Annotated in this window: 21 protein-coding genes and 1 pseudogene; 21 read left to right on the forward strand and 1 reads right to left on the reverse strand. The window is 70.5% G+C overall.

Annotated features, from left to right (window positions below):
- The first annotated feature begins 9 nt into the window (after positions 1–9).
- The 10 genes from EV382_RS05645 to EV382_RS05690 all read left to right on the forward strand — a co-directional run bounded on the left by EV382_RS05645 (position 10) and on the right by EV382_RS05690 (position 10,078).
- Positions 10–462 (forward strand): DUF6220 domain-containing protein, encoded by a 453-nt coding sequence (locus EV382_RS05645; protein WP_130400544.1) that lies wholly within the window; start codon positions 10–12, stop codon positions 460–462.
- Positions 459–2,198 (forward strand): multicopper oxidase family protein, encoded by a 1,740-nt coding sequence (locus tag EV382_RS05650; protein ID WP_130400545.1) that lies wholly within the window; start codon positions 459–461, stop codon positions 2,196–2,198. Before EV382_RS05645 ends, EV382_RS05650 begins: the two co-directional genes overlap by 4 nt.
- Positions 2,199–2,223: 25 nt before the next feature.
- Entirely contained in the window at positions 2,224–2,667 is a 444-nt protein-coding gene (locus EV382_RS05655) for an OsmC family protein (RefSeq protein ID WP_130400546.1), read from the forward strand.
- A gap of 57 nt (positions 2,668–2,724) precedes the next feature.
- On the forward strand, positions 2,725–3,810 hold the full coding sequence (locus EV382_RS05660) for a hypothetical protein (RefSeq protein WP_130400547.1): 1,086 nt from the start codon (positions 2,725–2,727) through the stop codon (positions 3,808–3,810).
- Between the two features lie 183 nt (positions 3,811–3,993).
- Positions 3,994–5,394, forward strand: a complete 1,401-nt coding sequence (locus EV382_RS05665; protein ID WP_130400548.1) for a glycoside hydrolase family 62 protein — start codon at positions 3,994–3,996, stop codon at positions 5,392–5,394.
- A 168-nt stretch (positions 5,395–5,562) separates the two neighbouring features.
- Positions 5,563–6,045, forward strand: a complete 483-nt coding sequence (locus EV382_RS05670) for a GNAT family N-acetyltransferase (RefSeq protein ID WP_165435722.1) — start codon at positions 5,563–5,565, stop codon at positions 6,043–6,045.
- A 106-nt stretch (positions 6,046–6,151) separates the two neighbouring features.
- On the forward strand, positions 6,152–6,766 hold the full coding sequence (locus EV382_RS05675; protein ID WP_130400550.1) for a dihydrofolate reductase family protein: 615 nt from the start codon (positions 6,152–6,154) through the stop codon (positions 6,764–6,766).
- Positions 6,767–6,811: 45 nt separating this feature from the next.
- A complete protein-coding gene (locus tag EV382_RS05680) occupies positions 6,812–7,492 on the forward strand; it encodes a DUF6891 domain-containing protein (protein ID WP_130400551.1) in 681 nt (226 codons plus the stop codon).
- Positions 7,493–7,616: 124 nt separating this feature from the next.
- Positions 7,617–8,510 (forward strand): SGNH/GDSL hydrolase family protein, encoded by an 894-nt coding sequence (locus tag EV382_RS05685; RefSeq protein ID WP_130400552.1) that lies wholly within the window; start codon positions 7,617–7,619, stop codon positions 8,508–8,510.
- Between the two features lie 155 nt (positions 8,511–8,665).
- On the forward strand, positions 8,666–10,078 hold the full coding sequence (locus EV382_RS05690) for a serine/threonine-protein kinase (RefSeq protein WP_130400553.1): 1,413 nt from the start codon (positions 8,666–8,668) through the stop codon (positions 10,076–10,078).
- 69 nt (positions 10,079–10,147) lie between these two features.
- On the opposite strand, the gene EV382_RS05695 is transcribed toward EV382_RS05690, so the two are convergent.
- Positions 10,148–11,182 (reverse strand): glycoside hydrolase family 11 protein, encoded by a 1,035-nt coding sequence (locus EV382_RS05695; protein WP_130400554.1) that lies wholly within the window; start codon positions 11,180–11,182, stop codon positions 10,148–10,150.
- Between the two features lie 582 nt (positions 11,183–11,764).
- Between EV382_RS05695 and EV382_RS05700 the strand changes: the two genes are divergently transcribed.
- The 11 genes and pseudogenes from EV382_RS05700 to EV382_RS05750 all read left to right on the forward strand — a co-directional run bounded on the left by EV382_RS05700 (position 11,765) and on the right by EV382_RS05750 (position 24,744).
- Positions 11,765–12,220 carry a Fur family transcriptional regulator gene (locus EV382_RS05700; RefSeq protein ID WP_279636531.1) on the forward strand — a complete coding sequence of 152 codons (456 nt, stop codon included), beginning with the start codon at positions 11,765–11,767 and terminating at the stop codon, positions 12,218–12,220.
- Positions 12,217–14,493 (forward strand): catalase/peroxidase HPI, encoded by a 2,277-nt coding sequence (gene katG, locus EV382_RS05705; RefSeq protein WP_130400555.1) that lies wholly within the window; start codon positions 12,217–12,219, stop codon positions 14,491–14,493. The genes EV382_RS05700 and katG overlap by 4 nt, the downstream gene beginning before the upstream one ends.
- Before the next feature lie 141 nt (positions 14,494–14,634).
- Complete coding sequence (locus EV382_RS05710) at positions 14,635–14,904, forward strand: metal-sensitive transcriptional regulator (RefSeq protein ID WP_130400556.1); 270 nt, start codon at positions 14,635–14,637, stop codon at positions 14,902–14,904.
- Positions 14,905–15,100: 196 nt separating this feature from the next.
- A pseudogene (locus EV382_RS05715) lies at positions 15,101–16,500 on the forward strand (rhodanese-like domain-containing protein).
- 91 nt (positions 16,501–16,591) lie between these two features.
- Positions 16,592–17,191 (forward strand): rhodanese-like domain-containing protein, encoded by a 600-nt coding sequence (locus tag EV382_RS05720; RefSeq protein WP_130400557.1) that lies wholly within the window; start codon positions 16,592–16,594, stop codon positions 17,189–17,191.
- Entirely contained in the window at positions 17,188–18,066 is an 879-nt protein-coding gene (locus tag EV382_RS05725) for a sulfite exporter TauE/SafE family protein (RefSeq protein WP_130400558.1), read from the forward strand. The genes EV382_RS05720 and EV382_RS05725 overlap by 4 nt, the downstream gene beginning before the upstream one ends.
- 241 nt (positions 18,067–18,307) lie before the next feature.
- Entirely contained in the window at positions 18,308–19,624 is a 1,317-nt protein-coding gene (locus tag EV382_RS05730) for a glycosyltransferase family 4 protein (RefSeq protein ID WP_130400559.1), read from the forward strand.
- Between the two features lie 182 nt (positions 19,625–19,806).
- Positions 19,807–21,264 carry an O-antigen ligase family protein gene (locus tag EV382_RS05735; protein ID WP_130400560.1) on the forward strand — a complete coding sequence of 486 codons (1,458 nt, stop codon included), beginning with the start codon at positions 19,807–19,809 and terminating at the stop codon, positions 21,262–21,264.
- Between the two features lie 24 nt (positions 21,265–21,288).
- Entirely contained in the window at positions 21,289–22,293 is a 1,005-nt protein-coding gene (locus EV382_RS05740; RefSeq protein WP_165435723.1) for a Wzz/FepE/Etk N-terminal domain-containing protein, read from the forward strand.
- Positions 22,294–22,324: 31 nt separating this feature from the next.
- Positions 22,325–23,896, forward strand: coding sequence for an oligosaccharide flippase family protein (locus EV382_RS05745; protein ID WP_130400562.1), 1,572 nt, complete (start codon positions 22,325–22,327; stop codon positions 23,894–23,896).
- Positions 23,893–24,744, forward strand: a complete 852-nt coding sequence (locus tag EV382_RS05750) for a sulfotransferase family protein (RefSeq protein ID WP_130400563.1) — start codon at positions 23,893–23,895, stop codon at positions 24,742–24,744. The genes EV382_RS05745 and EV382_RS05750 overlap by 4 nt, the downstream gene beginning before the upstream one ends.
- The last annotated feature ends 2 nt before the right edge of the window (positions 24,745–24,746 follow it).

Below are 24,746 nucleotides of genomic sequence, written 5' to 3' on the forward strand. Positions count from 1 at the left end.
GGTAATCCCGTGCGTAAGGCATTCTTCGTCAGCACCCTGGTGTTGCTCGTCGCGTTCGCCGTGCAGTTCATCTTCGCCGCCGTGGGCGGGTTCACGAGACCTATCGGCGACGACGCGTACGCCCTGCACAGCATCAACGGCATGGCGGTCATCCCGGTGCTCACAGTGCTCACCGCCCTGCTCGCCGCGCTGGCGAAGGCACCTGGCCGGGTCATCGGGCTGGCGGTCCTGCCGATCGGCCTGGTCGTTCTCCAGCCGCTCATCGCCATGCTCGCCGAGGCGCTCACGGACGCGTCGGGTGTCAGCACCCCGCTCGGCCTGATCATCGGTGGTCTGCACGCGCTCAACGGAATCATCGCGGTGCACGTCGTGGTCGGTGTGCACCGGGCAGCGCGACAGCTGAGCCTCGCGGTACCGGCCGGAGAAGCCCAGCTGGTTCCCCAGGAACGAGAGCCGGCATGACCACCGGTTCGCTGCTCGCGGCCGACCTCGTGATCGCGGTCCTCGCGGCCGCCGCCTGGCTGGGCGGCGGCGCCGCGTCGGCGGCCCGACGCCGCCCGCTCGCGTTGGGCCTGGCGGCGGTCGCTCTGCTCGCCACGCTGGCCCGAGCGGTCACGATCACCGCCCTCGCCCGCGCCGGCTGGTGGTTCGCCGCCGAGAAGGTCCTCATCGCCGCCCCCCTGTCGCTCGCGGCGGTGGGTGTCGCCGGTCCGCAGTTGCTGCGGGCCCGGGGGGACATCCGGGCCGCCGCGGTCGCGCTGCTGTTCGCCGGGTACGCCACGAGCAGCGCCCTGCTCGTGACGGTTCTGCACGGCTATCCGGCGTCGGCGGGGGCGGGGCTGCTCGCGATCTCCGGGGTCGTTGCGGCGACGGTGGTCTCGGGGCGGGCTCTCGGCGCGCACCCGTCGCGGCTGGTGTCCCGGGGGGCCGTCGTGGTGACGGTCGCGGCGCTGGTGACCGGAACCGGGCTGACCGTCGGCCCGGGCGCCGCGCCCGCCGTACCGCATGATCATGGTTATCCGGCAGTGGGGATCGCCGACGAGCCCGATCGGCGGTACACCCTCACCGCCGGGACCGCCACGGTGAACGCCGACGGCCGGAACGTCGCGGCGTGGGCGTTCAACGCCCAGGTGCCCGGACCGGAGTTGACCGCCACTGTCGGCGACATCCTGGAGGTGACGCTGCGCAACCGGGACATCGGGCGCGGGGTCACCCTGCACTGGCACGGGTACGACGTGCCCAACGATCAGGACGGAGTGCCCGGGGTGACGCAGGCGGCGGTGCGGCCCGGGCAGGAGTTCGTCTACCGGTTCCGCGCCGATCAGGCCGGGACGTACTGGTACCACACGCACTCGGCCTCCGACGTCGGCGTGCGGATGGGCCTCTACGGTGTGCTGGTGGTGCGGCCGGGGCCGGTGAGCGGCGTCGACGTCACCGTGCCGGTGCACACCCTGGCCGGCCGTCCGTTGCCCGCGCCGAGGGTGGAGCAGATCGAGGCCGGCACGCCGGTGCGGTTGCGGCTGATCAACACCGACAGCACGACACACCGGTACGCCCTGGCCGGGACCGCGTTCCGGGTGGCCGCGATCGACGGCGTCGACCTGCGGGGTCCGACGCCGCTGGTGGACACCGCCGTGCTCATCCCGGCCGGGGGCCGCTACGACCTGGTCTTCGAGGCGCCGGCGACCCCGGTCGCGCTGTTCGTCGATGGACGGTCGGTCTACTCGACGGGCCCGGTGTCGACGGCGACCGGCGGCTGGCCGGTGCTGGACCCACTCGGTTACGGCGCGACCGCCCCGGTGCCGTGGTCCCGGTTCGACACGACGTTCACCCTCGTCCTCGATCGGGGCCTGGACCTGCGCAGGTTGCTTCCGCGGTACGCCCACACCGTCAACGGCGCGGCCGACCCGGACATCCCACCGCAGGTCGTCCGCCGGGGTGACGTCGTGCGGTTCACGATCGTCAACCGGTCGCAGGTCGTGCATCCGTGGCACCTGCACGGCCACCACGTGCTGGTGCTGGCCCGCGATGGTGAGCCGGCGACCGGAAGCCCGCTGTGGCTGGACTCGTTCGACGTCCGTCCGGGCGAGGTGTGGAAGGTGGCGTTCCGCGCCGACAACCCGGGGATGTGGGCCAACCACTGTCACAACCTGGCGCACGCGGATGCCGGGATGACGCTGCATCTCATGTACTCCTGATCACGGATACCGGTAGTTTTCTGGCATGACTGAGGACACCTTCCGTTCGGTGGAGATCGAGCGCACCAGCCTGGGTAACTACGTCGTGCGGAATGTCCGGGGCGGGTCGGTGTCGCTGGGCACGGGCGACGACGGCAGCTTCACCCCGGTGGAGCTGCTGCTGGCAGCCATCGGCGGCTGCACCGCGGTGGACGTGGATCACATCACCAGTCGGCGCGCCGAGCCGACCGGGTTCGCCGTCGCCGTCACCGGTGACAAGATCCGGGACGAGGCCGGCGGGAACCGGATGCAGAACCTGCGGGTGGAGTTCACCGTGACGTTCCCCGAGGGCGCGGACGGTGACCAGGCTCGTGCGGCGCTGCCCCGGTCGTTGCAGCAGTCGCACGATCGGTTGTGCACCGTCTCCCGCACCGTCGAGCTCGGCACTCCCGTGTCGATCGTCGAGGCGGCCCGGCCCACCGGCGACTGATCGCCACTGAGCACCGCTACTCACCTCCCGTGCGCCCGTTCGTGCGAGGGTGACGGCATGCGTCGACTACTGGTGCCGCTGCTGATCGTCCTCGCCGTGACGGCAGCGTGCGCCGAACCGAACGCCCAGCCGGGTCACCCGGACGCGACGGTCGCGGCACCGGTGCCCACCGAACTGCTCGCCGACGGCAGCGTCCCCTGGGCCGACCTCACGATCACCGGCGAGGACCTCAACGGCCGCCCCGCCGAGCCGAGGCGGCCGGCGGTCGGCAGCAAGCCGTGCCGGGCCGAGCAGCTGTCCGGGCAGCTCACCAGCTGGACGCGGCCGGGCACTGCCGGGGAGAAGCCGCGCGGCTGGGACGCCGCCCTCGGCAAGCTCATCGGCGAGGTGGACGTGCGGAACTCGTCAACGGTGGAGTGCACCCTGCAGGGCGAGGTGCCCACGACCATGCTCGCGGGCGGACGCGAGATTCCGATGCTCTACACCCACGGCATCAACGAGGAGGGCCGCGCCCGGGTGGTCGCCGTGCCGGCCGGTGGCCACGCCAGCCTGCGCCTGGACTGGTCCGGGCCGTTCTGCCAGCCCGTCATTCCGCCGTTGGAGCTGGCGATCGAGATACCGCACGGCGGTGGCACGTTACGCGCACCGGTCACCGCCGATGACCTGCCGGTCTGCCCTCGGGGGGAGGGGGTCAACCCGCGCGCGCGGGCGTCGCTGTCGGCGAGCGGCTTCACCGAACCGCCTGTGGTGTCGGTGCCCCCGTCCTCGCCGCTCGACCAGCTGACCGTCGCTGTGCAGGGGCCGGCGACCGCCGTCGCCGGGTCGCGGCTCACCTTCCGGGTGACGCTCGGCAACCCCACCGACCGCCCCCTCGCGCTGGATCCCTGTCCGGGCTATCTGATGGAACGGTTCTCGCTCGGCGACGCGACCAACGACGCGGTGAATTCGGCCCAGCTGTACCGGTTGAACTGCCGCGCGCTCACGCAGATCCCAGCCGACGGCAGGGCCGTGTTCGAGATGGTCGCGGAGGTGCCGGCCTCGATGCGGGCCGGGCGCGAGCTGACGGTGACGTGGAAGCTCTATCTGCCGCACTACGTGCAGCGGAGCAACCAGTTCGGGGTGCTCACCGTCACCGTCGCGTGAGGAGCGCCGCTCCCGGGCGTGCCGGGAGAGGTGACCAGCACAGCGAACCAAGGGATAGATGTGGGTTGATGGTATGGGAGCGCTCCCGTAACATGCCTGTCGCGGCCTGTTAACGCTCACATTCGTCGCCGAGCAGCGACCACCACCACTGTATGGGCCGCCATCCCGCGAGGAGGGTGCTCTATGACCAGATCCAGAGCCACCAATTTCGGTCTGGTTGTGGCCGGCGTTGGGTTACTGGTGTCGTCGACAATCGTCGCAGCCCTGCCGGCGGGCGCCGCGGCCGAGGGTTGTTCGGTGGACTACGCCGTACCGTCGCAGTGGCAGGGCGGCTTCAGCGCCAACGTGGCGATCACGAACCTGGGCGATCCGTTGAGCAGTTGGACGTTGACCTGGTCGTACGGTGCCGGTCAGACGGTGACGCAGGCCTGGAACACGTCGCTGACGCAGAGCGGGTCGGCGGTGACGGCGAGGAACGTGAGTTACAACGGGTCGGTTCCGACCAACGGCACGGTGTCGTTCGGGTTCAACGGGTCCTGGACGGGCAGCAATCCCGCACCGACGAGCTTCGCCCTGAACGGCGTCACCTGCACCGGCGGCACGACGCCGACGACTCCGCCCCCCACGACCCCGCCGACCGACCCGCCGCCGACGACTCCGCCACCGACCCAGACGTGCGACCTCCCGTCGACGTACCGGTGGTCGTCGACGGGTGCGTTGGCGCAGCCGCGGTCGGGTTGGGTGTCGTTGAAGGACTTCACGGTTGCTCCGTACAACGGTCAGCAGCTCGTCTACGCCACCACCCACGACTTCGGGACCAGGTGGGGTTCGATGAATTTTGGGTTGTTCTCGAATTATTCGCAGATGGGTTCGGCGAGTCAGAACGCGATGAACTCGGGGACGGTGGCGCCGTCGTTGTTCTACTTCGCGCCGCGCAACATCTGGGTGTTGGCGTATCAGTGGGGTGGGCCGGCGTTCTCGTACCGGACCTCCAGCGATCCGACGAACCCGAACGGGTGGTCGTCGCCGCAGACGTTGTTCAGTGGGAGCATCACCGGGTCGGGTACGGGTCCGATCGATCAGGCGGTCATCGGTGACAGTCAGAACATGTATCTGTTCTTCGCCGGTGACAACGGCAAGATTTACCGGGCGAGCATGCCGATCGGGAACTTCCCGGGCAGCTTCGGGTCGAACTACACGACGATCATGAGTGACACGACGAACAACCTGTTCGAGGCGGTGCAGGTCTACAAGCTGCAGGGTCTGAACAAGTACCTGATGATCGTGGAGGCGATCGGGTCGCAGGGTCGGTACTTCCGGTCGTTCACGGCGACCAGCTTGGGTGGGTCGTGGACGCCGCAGGCCACCAGTGAGAGCAACCCGTTCGCGGGTAAGGCGAACAGTGGTGCGACCTGGACCAACGACATCAGCCACGGTGAGTTGCTGCGGACCAGCGCGGACCAGACGATGACGGTCAACGCCTGCAACCTGCAACTGCTCTACCAGGGCCGTTCCCCCAGCTCCAACGGTGTCGACTACGGTCTGCTGCCGTACCGGCCGGGTCTGCTGACACTGCAGCGCTGACACCGCCCACCAGCGGAAACGGGCGGGCTCGGCAGCACGCCGAGCCCGCCCACCGCGCTCCGGCCGGACGCGACATACGTGTAAAAATGGCGTGTGAGCTGTGAGTCAACAATGTCGGCGGCAGCCGATCCCACCACCCCTCCTCTCGTCCTGACCGGGGAGGGGATTGTGCTGCGCGACTGGCTCGACGCCGATCTGCCGCACCTGCCGGGCCTCTTCGACGCGCCAGACATCGCCGCCAACACCGATATTCCTTCTCCCTTCGACGCGGACGCCTTTCTGGTCAGAATCCGGCGGCGCCGTGCCCAGGGCATTGTCGACCTGGCCGTGACCCGTGACGGCGGGGAGCCGCTTGGCCTCGTCGCTCTGCACGTCGCGATCGGCGTGCTGGGATACGCCATCGGCCCGGCGCACCGCGGCCGAGGTATGGCATCGCGTGCACTCCGGTTGATGACGAGCTTCTGCCATGAAGAACTCGGCCTCACCCGACTGCGGCTGAGCATCGTGCAGGGCAATCTGCCCTCGCAGCGGGTCGCCGAGTCCGCCGGATACGTCCGAAGCGACGATGAGGTCGTCGAGAGGACGAATGGGCTGGGGCAGCCGAAGCTGCTCGAAACGTGGCACCGGATCGCTCCCGGTACGTCGGGCTGACAAAGACCAGATACGACACGCGTCATCGGGGCCGCCGGTGGCGGACGAGTTTGGGACGATGCGTCGGTCGACTACCGACACGACCCGACTCGAAGGGACCTTCGCGATGGCAAAGGTGATCTCCACACTGTTCGTCTCGGCTGACGGTGTGGCCGAGATCGACCCGGCCTGGCACTTTCCGTACTTCGACGAGAACATGGGCCGCGCCGTCACCGAGGACTACGACGCCGGCGACGTGCTGCTCATCGGCCGCGAGACGTACGACAGCTTCGCCGGCGCCTGGCCCGACCGGGAGGCCGCCGGTGGCGAGGACGCACCGTTCGCCAAGCAACTCGGGGACATGCGCAAGATCGTCGTCTCGCGCCAGCCGCTGGAGTTCTCCTGGCGCAACTCGGAGCTGATCAACGGGGGCCTTCTCGACGCCGTCGCCGCGCTCAAGGCCGATGCTGGCGTCCGGGGAGTCCTCATCCCCGGGTCGATCTCCGTGGTGCAGCAGTTGCTCGCGGCGGGCCTGGTCGACGAGCTGCGCCTGCTGGTGCATCCGGTGGCCGCACGGAAGGGTCGCAAGCTGTTCGACGAGGGCGATGCGGCGTACCACCTGCGGCTGGTGGCGTCGGAGGCGTTCCCGACGGGCGTCCTTCGCGTGATCTACGCGCCCGGCACGGCACCGACGCCGGTCGGCTACGACGAGGTCAAGGACCAGGTGCCAGCCGGAAACTAGGAGCGCGTTCTCGGAGCCGTCGTACGCCCGTGTGACGATCTCGTCGTGACTGAATGGACGTACAACGATCGCCCTGAGGGCGCGAGGTTCCTCACCGATCGGATCCCGGAGCCGGGCCGCACCGCCATCGACGACGAGCTCTGGGCCTGGATAGTGCGTGGTGAGAGCGACGCGGACGAGTTCGTCGACTTCTTCGACGACGACGACGACGAGGAGCGGTGCGGGGCCACGGACGATGAGCTCAGGGCGGCGTACGAGACGGCGTTAGCGGTTCGGCGGGAGCAGCAGCGCGAGTGGGGTGCGGTGCGTAGCAACCTCACCCGTGCGTTCGCTGAGCTCAACGATCTGGGGGTGGTGGCCCGGGAAAACTTCAGCTGCTGTGGCACCTGTGCGAGCGCCGAGATCCATGACGAGCGGGACGACTCCCGGCACTGGCACGGGTTTCTCTGGTACCACCAGCAGGACACCGAGTCGCTGCTCGCGAGCGCCGACGGCGAGGTCTATCTCGGCTACGGCGCCTATCCTCCGCCCGACTTCGACGAGGTCGCCTACGCGGCTCTGTCGGAGGCCGAGCAGCAGGCCAGCTACCAGGCCGACGTGGAGCGGCTGCTGGACGAGATCGCGTTTCCGGTGCTGCGCAAGCACGGCATGCGAGTGGAGTGGAACCGCAAGCAGTCCCGGCGGATCCGGGTCACCGGCGCCCAGTGGTATGCGTCAGTTGATTGACCACCACCGATTCATCCCACACTTCGGGCAGGCATTTAGTGAGGCTCATCGATATTGACTGGTGACGTCGGCGGCGACAGGATCTCGGGCACCACCACCACCGTGATCCCTCCTGGGAGGCGCCATGACCCGTCCCCTCCTGCCCCTGCTCCGGGCAGCCACCCGGTCGGCCGCACTCGCCCTCGCCACCGCCGGCGTGCTGCTCACCGTCGCCACACCCGCCAGCGCCGCCGTGCCCACCGGCCGCTACGTCGCGCTGGGCGACTCGTACACCGCGGGGCCGCTGATCCCCAGCCAGGTCGACCTCAACTGTCTGCGGTCCAACCGCAACTACCCGTCACTGGTGGCGGCGTCGGCCGGCTCGTCGTCGTTCGCCGACGTGAGCTGCTCCGGCGCCACCACGGACGACATCCTCTACGGCGGCAGCGGCCAACTGGGCATCACGCTGCCACCGCAGCTGAGCGCAGTCACGTCGAACACGGCCCTGGTGACGGTGCAGATCGGCGGCAACGACATCGGCTTCTCCGGCATCATCAGTGCCTGTGCGGAGGCGAGCGTCAGCAGCCCGCTGGGATCCCCGTGCAAGAACCGGTACACCGCCGGCGGTGTCGACCAGTTGCAGGCGCGGATCGTCGCCGCCACGCCCAAGGTCACCGCGGTGTTGCAGGGGGTCCGGCAGGCCGCGCCGGGCGCCCGGGTGGTCGTGCTCGGATACCCGGCGATCCTGCCCGACACCGGCTACGGCTGCTGGCCGGTCGTTCCGATCGCCTACCAGGACGTGCCGTACCTGCGCGGCATCGAGAAGTCGCTCAACGCGATGCTGGCCAGCGTCGCGAGCGCCAACGGCGCCAGCTACGCCGATGTCTACACCCCGTCGATCGGCCGTGACGCGTGCAAGAGCAGCGGCACCCGGTGGGTCGAGGGCCTGGTGCCGCAGAACTCGGCCGCTCCCTTCCACCCCAACGCCCGAGGTGAGCAGGGCATGGCCACCGCCCTGCTGGCCAGGCTGAACAGCTGATCAGGCCCGCCCTCGGGTGAGCTGGCCCCGCCGGACGCGGCGGGGCCAGCTCACCGGCCCCACCGTCGGCGCGAACGGTCGTCCCGACGCACGCCCGCCACCCGAAACGGCGGCGCGGTGCATCGGATCGGCCGGTCCGGGGTACCGACGGTGTCATGCCGAGTGTGGGGGAAGTCGTCGGAGACCGATACCGTCTGGTCGACAGCATCGCCAGCGGTGGGATGGGTGACGTCTGGCGAGCTGTCGACGAAACCCTGGACCGCTGCGTCGCGATCAAGATGCTGCGACCTCGGCTGGTCACTGATCCCGGCTTCGGCGAACGGTTCCGTCGCGAGGCCCGGGCGATGGCGGCCCTGCGTCACCCGGGTATCGCACAGGTCTACGACTACGGTGAGGTGTCCCGCTCCGGCGCGTCGGTTCTCGCGTACATCGTGATGGAGTGTGTCCAGGGGCAGCCGCTGTCGGAGCGGATCGCCGAGGTGGGCCGGCTGGGTGTGGCCGAGACGATGTCGATCGCCGCGCAGACCGCCCGCGCGCTTCAGGCCGCACACGACGCCGGCGTCGTGCACCGGGACGTCAAGCCCAGCAACCTGATCATCGAGCCGGACGGGCACGTCGTTCTCGTCGACTTCGGCGTCGCGGTGACGCAGGAGGCGGCGAGCCTGACCGGTACGAACCAGGTCGTGGGCACCGCCCTCTACATGGCGCCCGAGCAGGTCACCAGGAGCGAGACCACGTCGGCGATCGACATCTACGCGCTGGGGGCGGTCGCCTACCACTGCCTTGCCGGTAGGCCCCCGCACCAGGGCGAGAACGCGGTCGCGGTGGCGCTGCGGCATCTCGAAGAGGAGCCCCCGCCACTGCCCGAGGACGTTCCGGAGGCGGTCCGGCGGCTGGTCGCCACGGCGATGGCCAAGGAGCCCACCGGTCGCTTTCCGACGGCGGCAGCCATGGCCGCCGCGGCCCAACTGCTCGCGGACCCGACCGACGGGTTGGTGCGGACGGCGGTCGGAGCGACGGTCGAGCGTACCGAGGTCCGGCGGTCGATGGTCGGCGCGGCGAAGCGGTCGGGAGGTCCCGGGCCGAAGGCGCTCGCGGTGGTTCTCGGGTCGATGGCCGCCGCGGCGGCCGTCCTGGTGTTCGCCGATCCCACCGGGATGATGCCGGGCCCGACCGGGCGACCGTCGAGGGCACCCGCGGTGTCGTCAACGGGCCCGTCGCAGCCCGCGCCTGGCCCGGGCGTCGGTGGCGGCGAGTCGACCACCCGTGGCTCTGCGGGCCTGCCGGTCCGTGGGCCAGGCTCCCCGACCCCGACGGCCAGCGGTTCGACGGGTCCGGGGTCGGTCGACCAGTCGACGCCGCCGGACGCCACCCAGGACGCGTCCGAGCCCGCCTCGTCCGAGAGCCCGTCAGGGGGCCCGACGGAGGCCCCGACGTCGGCGGCGCCGACCGGAACAGCCTCGGAGGAGCCCGAGGACGAGCCCGGGGAGGAGCCGGCGGCGGCCCCGACGAAGGAGCCGTCCGAGGGGGGTCCGGCAGTGGACGAGACCGTGGCGCCGCAGGTCTAAGGCGAAACCAGTCTGGCGTGGCGGCCGAGGCCGCCACGCCAGAGGTGTGGTGTCAGGAACTGATCAGCGTCAACTGGTACGGCAGCTGATCGTTGGCCAGGTCCAGTTGCCATTGGCCATGATCGTCACGCCGAAGTTGTTGCCGTTGCCATTTGGTCTCGCGGTGACGGTGCCACTGCTGCCGCTGACCGAGGCGTTCCAGCTGTTCTGGATGTACTGGTTGCCGCCAAGGTTGAGGCTGACGATCCAGTTGTTGGTGCCGCTGACCGCGATGTTCAGGTTGAACCGGTCGCCCCACTGCTGGCCGGCGGAGATCGTCGCGTTGCAGTTGCCGGTCCCCGGGTTCCCCGGGTTGCCGGTGGTGGGCGGGGTGGTCGGGTTGCCGCCGCCGCCGCCCTCCCAGACGTTGATGTCGGAGCTGCCCTGGCTCTGGTACCCCTCGGTGGCCATGATCTGGTAGCTGTGGTTGCTGCCGAGGTTCAAGCCGGCGCGCGCCCAGGCGTCGAAGTGGTTGGCGGTGGTGATGGTGCCACTCGAACGCTTCTGCTGGCGGACGCTCCAGAACTGGTAGAACGTCTGGGTGCCGTCGATCGACGGGGCGTTGACCCGCTGGCTGCGCAGGATGTCGTAGGTGCCGCCGTCGGTGGTGACCGTGCCCATCCGCTGGGCGCCGCTGCTCGGGTTGTAGCTGCCGAAGTTCTCCACCACGTAGTACTCGATGAGCGGGTTGCGCGTCCATCCGTACAGGGCGAGGTAGGTGTTGTTGTTGCCCGGGTTGTAGTTGCCCGAGTAGCTGACCGTCCGGCGGTTACCGGTGGCCCAACCCTTGCCGCCAACCCAGTTGTTGGTGCTCCGGTCCCAACTGCTGGAGTAGCGGCCGTTCTCGCGCAACGTCATGCTGGCGTTGCCGCTGTCCTTCCAGAACGAGAAGTAGTAACCGTTGTGCGTGCCGGTCTGGTTCGAGCTGACCGTCCGGTCGGCCTCGGCGTACGCGTTGGTCGCCGTGATCGTGCCGGTGACGGCCAGGACGGCGGCGCACGCGGCGCCGAGGAGCAACCGCAGGCGGCCGCGCCCTCTCGGCGTGGTGTGGCTGGTGTCGGTCATGAAACTGGTGCCTCCTCGTGACGGCTGGCGGGGGCCAGCGGCGCGGTACGCCTCGGCAGGCTGCCGGTGGTCAGGTAACAGCCACGGCGTCGTACCGCTCGGTGGTGGTGGGGCCGGTCGTCCTGCACGACGACCGGAGAAGTGGGTCGTGGTGGTTGGCGCTGACGACTATCGAGTGCCGTCGATGGCGACCGTATTAACCAAGTCGTCTACTTGTCAACAATTTTCGGAAACAAGCTGGCCATGCTGCCGACATCCACGATCGGCATCCCGCCAGGTCAGTAGTCGATCAGGGGTTCCGGACGATCGCCACAGGATCTCGATGGCCGATCGCGGTCCGAGTGGGGACGCCGAAACTTCCGGGAACTTTCCGGACCACCCCGCATCGGCCGTGGTCATCGGTGCTGGCTGCGACCCGTCGTGGTCGTGTCCACCGTGGGGACGAAGCTGATCAGCACTTCTCGACATGGCTGTCTGGTTTTCGTCCCGCAGGTTAGCCTCGGGTGAATCGTCCATGGTTGGGGCACCTCAGCGGGCGCAAAACTTGATTCGTTCCAAAATAGTGAGCTAATGTTCGTACCCGTGATGTCCGACTTCGAGGCGCAGCTGCGGGCTGTCTCGTTGCGCGTGACCCGGCCCCGACTGGCGGTGCTCGCGGCGCTGCGCGACCACCCGCACGTCGGCACCGACGCGGTGATCGCGCTGGTCCGCGCGGAGCATCCGACGGTCTCCCACCAGGCGGTGTACGACGTGTTGCGCGTGCTCACCGAGGCCGGCCTGGTGCGGCGCATCCAGCCGACCGGGGCGACCGCCCGCTACGAGTCCCGGGTCGCGGACAATCACCACCATGTCGTGTGCCGCTCCTGCGGCGCCATCGCCGACGTCGACTGCGCCGTCGGCCACGCCCCCTGTCTCACCGCCTCGGACGACCACGGTTTCGCGGTCGACGAAGCGGAGGTCGTCTACTGGGGCACCTGCCCCGACTGCGCGACCGAACGCACGCCCGGAAGATCCGCAAGCTCGGAAGGAAGCACATGAGCGACACCCAGGACAACGGCCCCACCAGTGCGCAGGGCGTGGACCAGAAGGCAGCTGCCGGCTGCCCGGTCGCGCACGACTCGGTGACGGCGCACGGCAGCGAGAGCGAGAACCCGGCGATCGACTCGCCGACCCCGAAGACCGGCGGTCGTCCGCGCACCAACCGGGACTGGTGGCCCAACCAGCTCGACCTCTCGGTGCTGCACGCCCACTCGCCCAAGGGCAACCCGCTGGGCGCGGACTTCAGCTACGCCAAGGAGTTCGCGAAGCTCGACGTCGAGGCCCTCAAGCGCGACATCGTCGAGGTGCTCACCACCTCGCAGGACTGGTGGCCGGCCGACTTCGGCCACTACGGCGGCCTGATGATCCGGATGAGCTGGCACGCCGCCGGCACGTACCGCATCGAGGACGGCCGGGGTGGGGCTGGCGACGGTGGTCAGCGGTTCGCGCCACTCAACAGCTGGCCGGACAACGCCAACCTGGACAAGGCCCGCCGGCTGCTCTGGCCGGTCAAGCAGAAGTACGGCCAGAAGATCTCCTGGGCCGACCTGCTCGTGCTGGCCGGCAACGTCGCCCTGGAGTCGATGGGCTTCAAGACCTTCGGCTTCGGCTTCGGCCGAGAGGACGTCTGGGAGCCCGAGGAGATCTTCTGGGGTCCAGAGGACACCTGGCTGGGCGACGAGCGCTACGCCTCCGAGAAGGAGATGACGGCCGGCGTCGGCTCGACCGAGATGGGCCTCATCTACGTCAACCCGGAGGGCCCGCGCGGTAACGCGGACCCGGCCGCGGCGGCGCACTTCATCCGCGAGACCTTTGGCCGGATGGCGATGAACGACGAGGAGACCGTCGCCCTCATCGCCGGTGGTCACACCTTCGGTAAGACCCATGGTGCGGCCGTCGCCGACACCCACGTGGGCCCGGAGCCCGAGGGCGCCCCGCTGGAGGCGCAGGGTCTGGGTTGGCTGAGCACCCACGGCAGCGGCAAGGGCAGCGACACGATCACCAGTGGGCTCGAAGTGACGTGGACCGACGTGCCGACGCAGTGGAGCAACCGCTTCTTCGAGATCCTCTTCGGCTACGAGTGGGAGCTCACCACCAGCCCCGGCGGCGCGAAGCAGTGGGTCGCCAAGGACGCCGAGGCGATCATCCCGGACCCGTTCGACCCGGCGAAGAAGTACAAGCCGACGATGCTCACGACCGACCTGTCGCTGCGCGTCGACCCGGCGTACGAGAAGATCTCGCGCCGCTTCCTGGAGAACCCGGACGAGTTCGCGCTGGCCTTCGCCAAGGCGTGGTACAAGCTGCTGCACCGCGACATGGGCCCGATCGAGCGCTTCCTCGGGCCGTGGGTGGCCGAGCCGCAGCTGTGGCAGGACCCGGTGCCGGCCGTCGACCACGAGCTGGTGGGTGCGGCCGACATCGCCGCCCTCAAGGCGAAGGTCCTGGAGTCCGGTCTCACTGTCGACCAGCTGGTCTCCACCGCCTGGGCCTCCGCCGCGAGCTTCCGGCACACCGACAAGCGCGGCGGTGCCAACGGGGCGCGCATTCGCCTCGAGCCGCAGCGCAGCTGGGAGGTCAACCAGCCCGAGCAGCTGGCGACCGTCCTGACCGCCCTTGAGGGCATCCAGCAGGAGTTCAACTCCGCTGGCGGGGCGAGGATCTCGCTGGCCGACCTGATCGTGCTGGCCGGTTCGGCAGCCGTCGAAAAGGCGGCCCGGGACGCTGGCGTCGAGGTGACCGTGCCGTTCCGGCCGGGCCGCACCGACGCGAGCCAGGAGCAGACCGACGTCGAGTCGTTCCGGGTCCTGGAGCCGCGCGCCGACGGTTTCCGCAACTACCTGCGGGCTGGCGAGAAGACCCAGCCGGAGGTGCTGCTCATCGACCGCGCCTACATGCTCAACCTGAGCGCGCCGGAGATGACCGTCCTCATCGGCGGCCTGCGCTCTCTCGGCGCCAACGTCGGCGGCAGCCAGCACGGTGTCCTCACCGACCGGCCGGGCGTGCTCACCAACGACTTCTTCGCCAACCTGCTCTCCCCGGGCACGCGGTGGAGCGCGTCGAAGTCCGACGAGCACGTGTACGAGATCCGCGACCTGGCCACCGACGAGGTGAAGTGGACCGCCACCGCGGTCGACCTCATCTTCGGGTCCAACTCCCAGCTGCGCGCCCTCGCGGAGGTCTACGCCAGCCAGGACGCCCGTGACAAGTTCGTGGCCGACTTCGTGGCCGCCTGGGCCAAGGTCATGGAGCTCGACCGGTTCGATCTCGCCTGACAGGTCGCACCGACAGCCCCGGTCGATCCGCTGTGATCGACCGGGGCTTTTTCGGTACCAGACGGCCCGATATGGCCGATTTCTCGGCTGTCATTGGCAAGATGGGTACCCCCGGGGGTATGGTTGCTCCAGGAGGTGCCGATGAAGCTTCGACCGGAGATGACCTCGGATGCGCTGACCCGGCTCAAGCGGGCGCGTGGGCAGCTCAACGCGGTCATCGAGATGATGGAAAACGGTCAGGATTGCCGCGAGGCGCTGACCCAGTTGGCGGCGGTGTCGAAGGCGATCGACCGCGCGGGTTACAAGATCATTGCGTCGGGGATGCGGCATTGTGGGGCCGCGCGTGACCGTGGCGAGGAGCCGGAGATGACCGAGGAGGAGCTCGAGAAGCTCTTCCTGGCTCTCGCCTGAGGCGTCCCCGGGTCCGCCCTCCCGGGGGCGGGTCCGGACTGTCTCGTCGAGGTGCGGCGCGGCGGGGCGGGCTCGTCGTGCCCGAGGGCCGCCGCGCCCACTGGCAATGGTGTGAGCGGGTAACAGCGTGGGTGAAGAACCGGGCAGCAGTGTGTCGTCTACATACCCCCCGGGGTATTTGGAAGGAGCGCAGGACATGTCAGTTGAGGTTTCCGTCGTCGCCACATCCGCCCTCGGCGATCGCAGCTACCTCGCCTCGGACGGGCAGGTAGCGATCGTGGTCGACCCCCAGCGCGACATCGACCGGATCATGTACCTGGCGGGGAGAAGGGCGTGCGGATCACCCACGTCCTGGAGACGCACCTGCACAACGACTACGTTTCCGGCGGGCTGGAACTCGCGCGGATCACCGGCGCGCACTACCTGGTGGCAGCGGCCGACGAGGTCGGCTTCGCGCGGACGTCGGTCGCCGACGGCGACCAGGTGACCGTCTCCGACTCCCTGCGCCTGCGGGTGATCGGCACGCCAGGTCACACCTTCCACCACCTGTCGTAGGTCCTGGACGTGACCACCGACGGTGGCTGGGAGGCAACCGGCGTCTTCACCGGCGGGTCGCTGCTGTTCGGCACGACGGGCCGTACCGACCTGTTGGGCCAGCAGCACGCCCACCAGTTGGCCCAACAGCAGCACGCCTCGGCGAAACGGCTGGTGGATCTGCTGCCCGACGGTGCGCAGGTGTGGCCCACGCACGGGTTCGGCAGCTTCTGCTCGGCCACTCAGGCCGACGCCCCGGAGTCGACCATCGGCCGGGAGAAGGAGAAGAACCCCGTCCTGCGACTGGCCGCTGACGACTTCGTCACCGAGACCCTCGCCGGCCTCGACGCCTACCCGGCGTACTACGCCCACATGGGGGTGGCCAACGCCGCCGGCCCGGCCCCGGTCGACCTCACGCCGGTGACCCGCGCCGACGCCGCCGAACTACGCGAGCGGATGACCGCAGGGGAGTGGGTGGTGGACCTGCGCCACCGCAAGGCGTACGCCGCCTCGCACCTGGCCGGCACTGTCAGTCTCGGTCTGGACGGTCCGATGGCCACCTGGCTCGGTTGGCTGATCGAGTGGGGGGTGCCGATCACCCTGCTCGCCGAGACACCGCAGCAGGTCGCCGACGCCCAACGTGAACTGGTCCGCATCGGTATCGACCGCCCCGCTGCGCAGGCCACCGGCGACGCCACGCGGTGGGCGATCGACCCCGGTCAGCTGCGCGGGCTGCGGATGGCGGACTTCGGGGCCCTCGCGGCGGCGCGGAAGGGCCACGTCCCGGCCGGTCTGCCCGGCGCGGACGTGATCCTCGACGTGCGGATGACCAACGAGTGGCGGGCCGGCCACATCGACGGCGCCGTGCACATCCCGCTGCCCGACCTGCCCCGGCGGCTGGCCGACGTACCGGCGGGCACCGTCTGGGTGCACTGCGGCTCGGGCTACCGGGCCACCGTCGCCGCCTCTCTCCTGGCGAACGCCGGCCGCGAGGTGGTCGTGGTCGACGACGCGTTCGGGCACGCCGAGGCCGTCGGCCTGGACCTGGTCACCGTCGCCTGACCGGAACAGTACGCACCACCGGCCGACGCCACCGCCGCCGGCCGGCTTCCCCTGCCGTGACAGCTGACACCTCATCCAAGAAAGAAGAGAAATGAGCACTCCCGATACCACGCGCCCTGCCACGCTCGACGCCACCGGCCTTCGCGAACTGATCGAATCCGGTCGTGCGCCCCGCGTGCTGGATGTGCGTACCCCGGCGGAGTTCGAGACGTCGCACATCCCCGGCTCCTACAACGTGCCGCTCGACCTGCTCAAGGAGCACCGCCAGGAGTTGCGCGACCAGGTGGACGAGGACGTCGTTCTGGTCTGCCGCTCCGGTGCCCGCGCCAGCCAGGCCCAGCAGGCCCTGGCGGGGGTCGGCCTGCCCAACCTGACGGTGCTGGACGGCGGCATCATGGCCTGGCAGGCGGCCAACGCGCCGATCACGCGGGGCGTGCCCCGGTGGGACCTCGAACGTCAGGTCCGCCTGGTGGCCGGCTCGATCGTGCTGGTCAGCATTCTCGCCTCGGTGTTCGTGCCGCAGCTCAAGTGGGTGGCCGGGGCCATCGGCGCCGGCTTGACCGTCGCCGCCGTCACCAACACCTGCGCCATGGGGATGTTGCTCGGCAAGCTGCCCTACAACCGGGGTGCCAGCCGCGACCTCGACACCGTCATGGGCCAGCTGCGCGGGAGCGCCGTGGAGCGGGCATGACCGCCACAGTGGCGCTGACCGTCGGGCTGGCCGTGCTGATCGGGGTCAGCCTCGGGCTGTTGGGCGGGGGCGGCTCGATCCTCGCCGTGCCGCTGCTGGTCTACGTCGCCGACCTGCCCGCGAAGGAGGCCATCGCGACGTCGTTGCTCGTCGTCGGGGCCACCAGCCTGGTGGGCGTCATCCCGCACGCCCGCGCCCACCGGGTGCGCTGGCGCACCGGCCTGATCTTCGGTCTCGCCGGCATGACCGGCGCCTACGCCGGTGGTCGCCTGGCCGGGCTCATCCCCGGCGGAATCCTGCTCACCGGGTTCGCGGTGATGATGCTGGCCACTGCGGTAGCGATGATCCGTGGCCGACGCGAGGCCGTCGGCGTTGTGTCGCCGCACGAGCTGCCGGTACCACGGGTGATCCTCGACGGTGTGGTGGTCGGCCTGGTGACCGGCCTGGTCGGCGCGGGCGGCGGCTTCCTGGTGGTGCCCGCCCTGGCGTTGCTCGGTGGCCTGCCGATGCCGATAGCGGTCGGCACCTCGCTGGTGGTCATCGCCATGAAGTCGTTCGCCGGCCTGGCCGGCTATCTGTCCAGTGTGGACATCAACTGGGGCCTCGCGGCAACGGTCAGCGTCGCTGCCGTCGCGGGCAGCCTGGTCGGTGGACGACTCACCGAGCGGATCCCGGCGGATATCCTGCGCAAGGCGTTCGGCTGGTTCGTGGTGGTGATGGGCGTCTTCGTCCTCGGTCAGCAACTGCCCGACGACCTGCGGACCCGGCCGCTGCTCTGGGCCGGCGTCGGCGTCGTCGCCGCGATCACCGTGACGCTGACGGTCCTGCACACCAGGAGAGCGTCCGAGCCGACCGGACCGTCGTCCCTCCCCTGACACCCGGCCGGCCTGGAGGCACGGTGGGACTCCAGCCGTTGCGGCTGCGCGGGCTGTTCATCCGCTGGTCGACCTGGTTCCACAGCCGTCCACGTAGATGTCATCCGGATGGCATGTCACGAGTCACGAATCCCACCGATGATTTTTTTGTCTGGATGATCGGCTGGCGGACGGGTCCGTTCATGGCAAGGTGTTGATCTGCCCGGGCGCGGGCGCGCACCTAGTCACGCAGGGAGTCATCGTGGCCTACCCCGACCTGCAGACCGGCAATGTGGACCAGGGAACCGGACATCCTGCGATTCCCCGGCAGCGGGGCGAGGGTGTCGCGGCACGGCAGGCGCTCGACGCGTGGGCCGCCGGACGGGACAGCGCCGCAGCGGGTGCGAGCTGGCGTCCGCTGCGGATCGCGATGATCGGCCAGAAGGGGATGCCGGCCACCTACGGCGGCATCGAACGGCACGTGGAGGAGATGGCCAGTCGGCTCGCCAGCTACGGGCACGAGGTCACCGTCTACTGCCGCCGCAGCTACGGCGAGACACCCGCCGACGGCTACCGGGGCGTACGGCTGCGCGAGACCCACACCATCGCGAGCAAGCACCTCGACGCCATCGTGCACGCGGCGACCTCGACCGTGGCGGCGATGACCGCACGGCCCGACATCGTGCACTACCACGGGCTCGGGCCGGCTCTGGTCGCCCCGCTCCCGCGTGCCCTGTCCCGGGCGCGCGTCGTGCTGACCGTGCACGGGCTGGACAACCAGCGGGGCAAGTGGGGGTTCGCCGCGCGGGCGGTGCTGGGCAGCGCCCACTGGTTCAGCGGGTACGTCCCGCACCAGCGGGTGGCGGTCTCCCAGGGGCTCGCCGCCCACTACGGCACCCGGTTCGGCCGGCCGACGACCTACATCCCGAACGGCGTGAATCCGGCCCGACCGGTGCGGAGCCGTCAGATCCAGGACCGGTTCGGGCTGACCCCCGGCGGCTACCTGCTGCTGGTCGGTCGGCTGGTGCCGGAGAAGGCGGCCGACCTGCTGATCCGGGCCTTCCGCCGTACCGAGACCACGATGCGCCTGGCGATCGTCGGCGGGTCGTCGTTCACCGACGACTTCGTGGACCGGCTGCGCCGTGAGGCCGGGACGGACGACCGGATCGTCTTCACCGGGTTCGCCTACGGCGACCTGCTCGCCGAGCTGTACGCCGGCGCCGCCGGTTTCGTTCAACCGTCCCGGCTGGAGGGACTGCCGTTGACGCTGCTGGAGGCGGCCGCGTACGGGCTGCCCGTGGTCGCCAGCGACATCGCGCCGCACGTCGAGGTGCTGACGTCCGACGCCGCCGGCGGGCGGTTGTTCCGCGACGGCGACGAGGACGACCTGGTCCGGGCGTTGACGTCGCTGCTCGCCGACCTGCCGGGTGAACGGGCCGGTGCCGTGGCGCTGGGGGAGCGGGTCACCGCGAGGTACAGCTGGGACACCGCTGCCCGCGAGTTGGAGCGACTCTATCTCCGGTTGGCCCCGGAGCCGGGCCGGCGGGCCAGGGCACGGCTCGCGGGGTCCGCCGGCTGATCGTGCGGCGTTTTCACGCAGGGAGCGTCGGATCAGCTTCCCGGACGACGCGGCAGTCGGTGCAACGGCCCCTTCTGCCGTCGAGGCGACAGGGCTAGATTGAACCGATCTTGTGCCGGGAGGACATCGGTTGGCCGCGCCCGGCAGCGGCCGGGCAGAGCCGATTCAGTTCAGTGGGATCAGTGGAACAACACACGCAGCAGGTCACTCCGCTCCTGACCAGGCGGCTCGACCCGACCCGCCTCCTCACCGGCGGCGCGGCGCTGGCCGCCGCCGTCGTGGCCGTGGTCGCGGGTGTCTCGATGGCGGCCGGTGACCGTAAAGGCATGGTGCTGCCGCTCGCGGTGGTCGCGGGGATCGCGGTGGCCGTCCTCGCGCTGACCCGGTTCGCCGGGTACGTGCTGCTGATGCTCGCGGTGCGCTCCTGCGTCGACCTATTCAAGCTGACCGGGCCGAGCGCCGGCCGGGCCGACTCGGCCGGAGCGGCCCGGGCGATGGACCCCTCCACCCTGCTCGCGGTGCTGTTCCTCCTCGCCGCCGGGCTCTGGCTGGCCGCACAGCTGAGCCGGCACGGGCGGCTGCGCGGCTCGCCGCTCAGCTGGGCCATGCTGCTCGTCGGCGCCAGCAGCGTGGTCAGCGCCCTCGGCGCCAGTCGGCCGGCGAACAGCCTGCTGGAGGCGTTGCGGATCCTCACCGTGGTGGTGATGTTCGTGGTGCTGGAGCAACTCATGCCGGACACCGCGACGATCCGGCGGGTTCTGCTCGCCTGCTACGCCTCGCTGGTGCTGGCGCTGGGCTACACCGTCGTCCTGTCGCTGCTCGGCAACCCGCCGGCCGAGGTGAAGGGCGACTTCACCCGGATCAGCGGCACGTTCAGCCAGTCGACCACGTTCGGCCGCTACCTGATGTTCATGGTGATCTTCGGGTTCGCGGTGTACCGCTTCCTGGGTCGTCGACTGCGGGTGACCCTCGGGGTGCTGCTCGCGCTCTCGCTGCTGTTCCTGCTGCTCACCAATACCCGCAGCGCCCTGCTCGGCGCGGCGATCGGCCTGGTGGTGGTCGCGGCGCTGCATCGCAGCAAGCGGATGCTGGTCACCCTCTGCGTGGTGGCGGTCGCCGGGGTGGCGTTGGTGCCCGCCGTCGGCGAGCGGTTCGCCCAACTCGGTACGTCGCGCGCCGTCGGCGGAGACCCGACCGGGAACACCCTGGCGTGGCGGATCGACTACTGGACCGAGATCGTCACGCTCGCCGACCGCAACCCGGTGACCGGCATCGGGCCGAACATGACCCAGCGGGAAACCGACGAGGCGAAGAAACCGCACAACGACTTCCTGCGGGCGTACGTGGAGACCGGGTTGCTCGGTCTCGGGGCGTACCTGCTGATGCTGGTCGCCTTTCTGCACACCGCGCGGAGGGCGCTACGGCGGGCGCCTCCCGGCAGCTTCGAGCGTGGCGTCGCCGTCGGGTTCGCCGGCTGCGCCGCCGCCTTCGTGGCGATCAGCGCCGCCTCCAACGTCATTTCCAACGTGGTCACCCTCTGGTACTTCGTCGCGTTCGCGGCGGCGGCCAGCGTGATCGCCCGCCAACCGGCTCCGAACCTGACCGGCGAGCAGACACGACGCACGTCCGTCCCGGTTTGACTGAACGACAGCATTGGGGAAAAAGTGGAGATCGTCGACTACCTGCGGGTCGCCCGGCGGCGCCTCTGGGTACTCGTGGGAGTGCCGGTGCTCGCCACCGGCGCCGCAGCCGCCATCGTCCTGTTCGCGCCACAGCAGTTCAGCGGGACCGCGTACGTGGCGGCGCCGGCGCTGGTGGGCGGCGCGGCCGGAACGCAGTACACCGGTACGCAGGCGGCGAACCAGTTCGTCGCGGCGTTCGGCGCGGCGGTCACCTCACCCCGGGTCCTCGCCGACGTGGCCGGTGACACCGGGGTGGCACCGGAGCGGCTGCGGGACGGGCTGGCCATCACCCAGGTCGGCGCGAGCAGCCAGTTGGAGGTGACGTACACCGCCGGTGACCGGGGAAAGGTCGCCCCGGTGCTGACCGCGACCACCACCCGGGCGTTGGCCTTCCTCTTCTCCTCCCAGGTCGGCATCGCCACCGGCGAGGTCGATGCGGCCAGCGCCGACGTCACCGCGGCGACCAGGGCGATCGGCGAGTGGGAGAAGACGAACAAGGTCTCCCAGCCGGACCGGATCTACCAGGCGACGCTCAGCGAGCTGACCAGCCTGCGCCAGCAGCAGCTCTCCATGCAGGCGGTCGGCAACGGCCGCGGCGTGGACGCGGCGGCCACCGCGATCACCGCCGCCCAGAAGAAGCTCGACGAGCTGGGACCGAAGCTCCCCGACTACCAGGCCCTGCTCGCCCAGCGGGACGCGGCGACCAACGCCCTGTCCCAGGCGCGGGAGGGGTTGCAGGCGGCGCGGGCCCAGGCCCAGGCCGCCGACCCGAAGCAGGTGACCAGCATCGGCGAGGTGCACGAGGTGAGCCGGATGGCGGAGCTGGTGCGTACCGCCCTGCCGGTGGGCGGTGCGGGTCTGCTGCTCGGTGTGCTGCTGGTGGGCGTACTCGAACTGCTCTCCCGTGGTCGCGCCGCCGCCCGCCCGGCGGCGACCACCCTGGCCCCCTCTGTGCCGGCGCAGGCCGTGACCGCGGCACGGCCGTGACCGTCGGGGAACGGGCCACCGGGTGCGCGCGGTGACCGACCGGTCGCCGACCGCACCGGAGGCCGGCGACCAGCAGGTACGCGGCATGGCCCGCGGCGGTGTGCTGAACCTCGCCAGCGCCGTGTTCAGCCAGGTGGCGCTCTTCCTGGTCATGCTGCTGCTGGCCCGGGCCCTGGGGGTACCGGAGCTCGGCCGGTACGCCCAGGTCTACGCCGTGCTGTCGCTGCTGGGGCTGCTCTCGCTCTCCGGGTTCCGGGCCGGGCTGACCCGGTTCGTGGCGGTGCATCTCGCCGACGACGATTCGGGCGCCCTGCGGGGCGCGATCCGGCTCGGAGTCGGCATCTCGGCCGTGGCGTCGTCGGTGATCGCCCTCGGTCTGGCGGTCGGCGCGCCGTGGCTCGCCGACGCCCTGCACGACCCGCAGCTCACCACCGGGCTACGGCTGGTGGCGCTGTGCCTGCCCGCCTCGACCGTCTGCGAGGCCGCGCTCGCGGCCACCCGGGGTTGGCGCACCCAGCGGGCCTACGCGCTCATCGGTCAGGGCTACGAGCCGGCCGCCCGGCTGGTGCTCACCGCGCTGGCGCTCGCCCTCGGGGCGGGCCTGACCGGCGCCTTCTGGGCGCTGGTGGTGGCGAGTTGGAGCGCGGCCGGGTTCGCCCTCGTGGCGCTCGCCCGGATGGTGCGCCGGGTGCCCGCCGCCCAACCCGCGTACCGGCCGGGCGAGCTGTTCCGGTTCTCCACCGTCAGCTGGGTCTCCTCCCTGTCGTCCACCGGGCTGATCTGGGTGGACGCGCTGCTGCTCGGTTTCTTCGACTACGGTCCCGACGCGATCGGCGTCTACCACGTGGCGACCCGGCTGGTCACCATCGCGGTGTTCGTGCTCGCGCCGGTCAACGCCTCGTTCGGTCCGCACCTGGCGCACCTCTACCACCAGGGCCGACTGGACGAGGTACGCCGGATCTACCGGGTGGCAACCGGTTGGGTGCTCCGGCTGTCGCTGCCGGCCTTCGTGGCGTTGCTGGTCTTCCCGGAGCAGTTGCTGCGCCTGGTCGGCGGGCCGGGTCTGGCCGGCGGCGCGGCCGTCACGGTGGTGCTGGCGCTCGGTCAGCTCGTCAACGCCGCGACCGGGCCCTGCGGGACGCTGCTGAACATGTCCGGCCGGGTCTCGGTCAACATGCTGGACAACCTCGCCGCTCTGCTGCTCAACGTCCTGCTCAACCTCTGGCTCATCCCGGCGTACGGCATTCTCGGCGCGGCGGTGGCCTGGGCGGTCTCGCTGGCGGCGGTGAACATCGCCCGGGTCTGGCAGGTACGCGCCCAGGTGCACACCGTGCCGGTGACGGCGGGCATGATCAAGGGCCTGCTCGCCGCGCTGGTCGCGATGGGCGTCGGGTTCGGTGTGCGCGCGCTGGTCGACGGCGGGACCGCCCAACTCGCGGTCGGTCTGGCCGCGATCGTGGCGGCGTACCTCGCCGGGGTGCTCGCCCTCGGGCTCAGTCGGGAGGACGTGATGGTGCTGCGCTCGGTGACCCGCCGAGGCGGTCGACGTGCCGCTGATCCCACGGAACCGGTCGGTACCGCCCACACCGGAGTCGGTTCGTGACCGGCGTCGCGAGGCGTCAGGTCACCGACCGGCTGCGTCGGGGGGTACGCGCGGCGCGGGCCTGGGGGCGCGCCGCGCGGCCGGGCGACCCCGGACCGTTGCCCGACTTCCTGGTGATCGGTGGGCAGCGCTGCGGCACCACCTCGCTGTACCACCACCTCGCCGCGCACCCCCGGGTACGGGCGGCGAGCGGCAAGGAGTTGCAGTTCTTCAGCGTCCACCACGGTCGGGGGGTGCGGTGGTACCGGGGGCACTTCCCGCACCTCGCCCCCGGCGAGCGGACGTTCGAGGCGAGCCCCTACTACCTGTTCCACCCGAGCGTGCCGACCCGCGTCGCGGCGACCCTGCCGCAGGCCCGCTTCGTCGCGCTGCTGCGGGACCCGGTGCAGCGGGCGTACTCGCACTACCTGCACACCCGCTCGTACGGCGTCGAGCCGCTCAGCTTCGCCGACGCCCTCGACGCGGAGCAGGAGCGGTTGGCGCGGGCGACGCGGGGCGGCCCGGACGGGCCCGCCGCGCACCGGGCGTTGCGTCACTACTCGTACGCGGCGCGGGGCCGCTACGCCGAGCAGCTGCGACTGTGGTTCGCCCACGTGCCCCGCGAGCGGATCCACGTGGCCCGCACCGAGGACCTCCAGGCCGACCCGGCCGGCACGTACGCCGACATCCTGCGCTTCCTCGACCTGCCGGCCTTCACCCCCGAGGCGTTCACCCGGCACACCCGTCGCGTCGACCCGGGTGTCTCCGAGCTGACCCCGGCCCTGCGGGACCGGCTGGGGGAGCACTTCGCGCCGCACAACGCCCGCCTGGCCGCCCTGCTCGACTGGCCCGACCCCTGGCCCGGTTAGGC

Source organism: Micromonospora violae, assembly GCF_004217135.1.
Taxonomy (GTDB): Bacteria; Actinomycetota; Actinomycetes; order Mycobacteriales; family Micromonosporaceae; genus Micromonospora; species Micromonospora violae.